The following is a 2,552-nucleotide window of genomic DNA, read 5'->3' on the forward strand; positions in this document are numbered from 1 at the left end:
AAAGACCATGGGAAGAACGACAGCCAGCACACCAAGCAGGCGGGACCAGCCTCTGGTTGTGCGGGGTAACATTGCTGCTGCCATGGGGGCCTAACGCCTGAATTAAGCCGCGCCGCGAAGCGGCGTCGGCTTGAATGAATTGTTAGGCGCCTGCCGCGCGCCACATGAGAAACACGATTGTTGCTGCCACTGCAAGAGTTGCGAGTCCAATGCCACACGCTGCATCTGCGGATATCTGTTTGGGCAACCGTTGTGCGGAGCGGCTCTTAGACTTCTTGCGGTTGCTGAAGTCCCAAGGCTCAACGCTGTAGTGGCCAAGCGAAAAAATTGGAACCACCAACCAGCCAACGAGATAGCCTAAGCCGTAGAAAACGACTTCAAAGATGCCACGGATCAGAACTTCTGTGAGAAAGCTAGCGGGCATGCTTGTTGGCGCCTAACGCTTGAGTTAAGCCGCGCCGCGAAGCGGCGTCGGCTTGGACGAATTGTTAGGCCGCTATCTGATAGGTCTAGCAACGAAAGTATGTCTATGAAATAGAAGCGAGACGGACTCGCTAACTATGACCGCATCTCCCGCAGAAACGGCTTTGTAAGGAGTCGATACGACATTTACTTGCACTATTGCGCCGGATATGAGCTGCACGGACGCGACTTGCTCAAATCCAGTTTTTGAGTGTTCAAGAAGTGTGGCGGTAAGAATCTGGCCTGGAATTTCATCCGGTTGCTGGACTGTCGGGTCAAAAATGTAAGCAGCACCAGCCAAAATCACGAGAGCGCCGAGGCTCTGGAAGAGTGGAAAGCTCCTGTTGCCGGCTGTGATCGGAGATCCATCCATAGCGGCCTAACGCCTGAATTAAGCCGCGCCGCGAAGCGGCGTCGGCTTGAATGAATTGTTAGGCCCCGGCTTGATGGAGCCAGCCAGAACAACCAATCCCAACAGACCTATCAGAGGCATGAGTGTAGCCATGTAGATGTGCCAAGGAATGGCGAAAGAAGCACCGATGGCGGCGCCGCAGCCGAGCGAGAGAAAGACTAGCACCGTGTACTTAAGCCAGCGAGATGCATAGAAGAAGCTTGGCCCGGATCCAAGGCGAATATATGCACCGATGAGCCCCGCAAGTCCACAGAGTCCCAATGCCATAAGCATTGGTTCCTTTGGGCCGAATGCAGCGGCAACAAGTGACACAGGCGCAAGCAGAGCGGATGCAACCATCAAAACGGCCGTCAGGAGACCGCGAACAAACTTGTGATCTACAAAGTTGGCGAATTTGCTCAACACGGGGCCTAACGCCTGAGTTAAGCCGCGCCGCGAAGCGGCGTCGGCTTGGACGAATTGTTAGCGCCCGTGCTGCGGCGGCCACCACAGCTGAGAGCCTTGATTGCTGGACTGGACAGCCTGGCCGGAAATTTCCGACGGGAACAGGTTACGCCGTTTGAGTTCACGCCAGAATTCCAAGCCGCCTGGGCCTTGTGCCGGAACCATTGCAAGCTCTTCCCCAGCTGCTGAAAAGAGGTGGAAGCAGTCACTGCCTTGACCGCCATCAACGAAGCAAACACTGCTGATGTTGGACCAAGGTACCTTAGTGACGACGGGTGGTCCCCGGCGCTTGTGCTCAGTGACCACGAGCTCCCCTTCACTGAACGAAGTTACGAACGAATCCCACCAGTCTCTGGACTGATTCGAGAATGCTTGACGGAGGCGTGAGATCAATCCCAAGGGCGCTAACACCTGAGTTAAGCCGCGCCGCGAAGCGGCGTCGGCTTGAATGAATTGTTAGGGCCCGCCTAGTGACCCTGTTGCAACAAGTATCTCGTGATAGCGACGGTTGTCTATGCCCGCCACTTGCTCCAGCGCAAGAGGGTGACCGATGTTCGCTGGTACGAGAACTGCCGGACGACTCGTACTGCTTTGGAATTGCACCACTACGGGCAAGCCGAGTGTGTCTGGATAGCCAGGCATTGAGTTCGCGATGGTGCCTGAAACAGGAGGTTCGCCGCTCCCGTCTTTGTCGTACAGCTCGACGTACCGGTAGAAGTCCTGCTCTTGTACCTCAATCCAGACGCCCCAGCCGTAGTACTCGGGCTGCTCGTTGAACTGCAGCTTGAGCAAGCACCTTATAAAAAAACGGTTACCGAACTGGCAAAGATCACTGTTGAACTTTGCCAGCTTGGCTCGCTCGCTTTCAGGTATGCCCCAGACCACATCCGGTAATTTCCACCCGTGATCGGTGGGAAGTCCTTCGTGGGTATCACCACAACTTGGACAAACGAAAGGCTGCATGCGGGCCCTAACGCTTGAGTTAAGCCGCGCCACGAAGTGGCGTCGGCTTGGACGAACAGTTAGGGCGCAAAGTAGCAGAAAACGACGCCAGCGGGGCGCGCGAGCGCACGCAAGGAGGTCGCACGCAGCTGCCTGTACCGTCCGAGAGCCGAGCCGCCTGCGCGCAACCCGATGCTGCCGCAAGGAAACGCTGCAACGGGCGAGAGTGTTGGAGGGTCTGCTGCCGCGAGAAGCCACGGGCGCACCCCGATACCGAGGCCGGCACGAACCG

Annotated in this window: 2 protein-coding genes; both read right to left on the reverse strand. The window is 56.7% G+C overall.

Annotation, left to right across the window (positions count from 1 at the left end; all coding sequences use genetic code 11):
- Positions 1-853: 853 nt before the first annotated feature.
- Positions 854-1,276 carry a hypothetical protein gene (locus EDC34_RS12125; RefSeq protein ID WP_132982907.1) on the reverse strand — a complete coding sequence of 141 codons (423 nt, stop codon included), beginning with the start codon at positions 1,274-1,276 and terminating at the stop codon, positions 854-856.
- A 498-nt stretch (positions 1,277-1,774) separates the two neighbouring features.
- Positions 1,775-2,281: a DUF2199 domain-containing protein gene (locus tag EDC34_RS12130; protein ID WP_114961103.1), complete on the reverse strand. Its 507-nt coding sequence runs from the start codon at positions 2,279-2,281 to the stop codon at positions 1,775-1,777.
- Positions 2,282-2,552: the final 271 nt, after the last annotated feature.

This window comes from Thermomonas haemolytica (genome assembly GCF_004346265.1).
In the GTDB taxonomy this organism is placed as follows: Bacteria; Pseudomonadota; Gammaproteobacteria; order Xanthomonadales; family Xanthomonadaceae; genus Thermomonas; species Thermomonas haemolytica.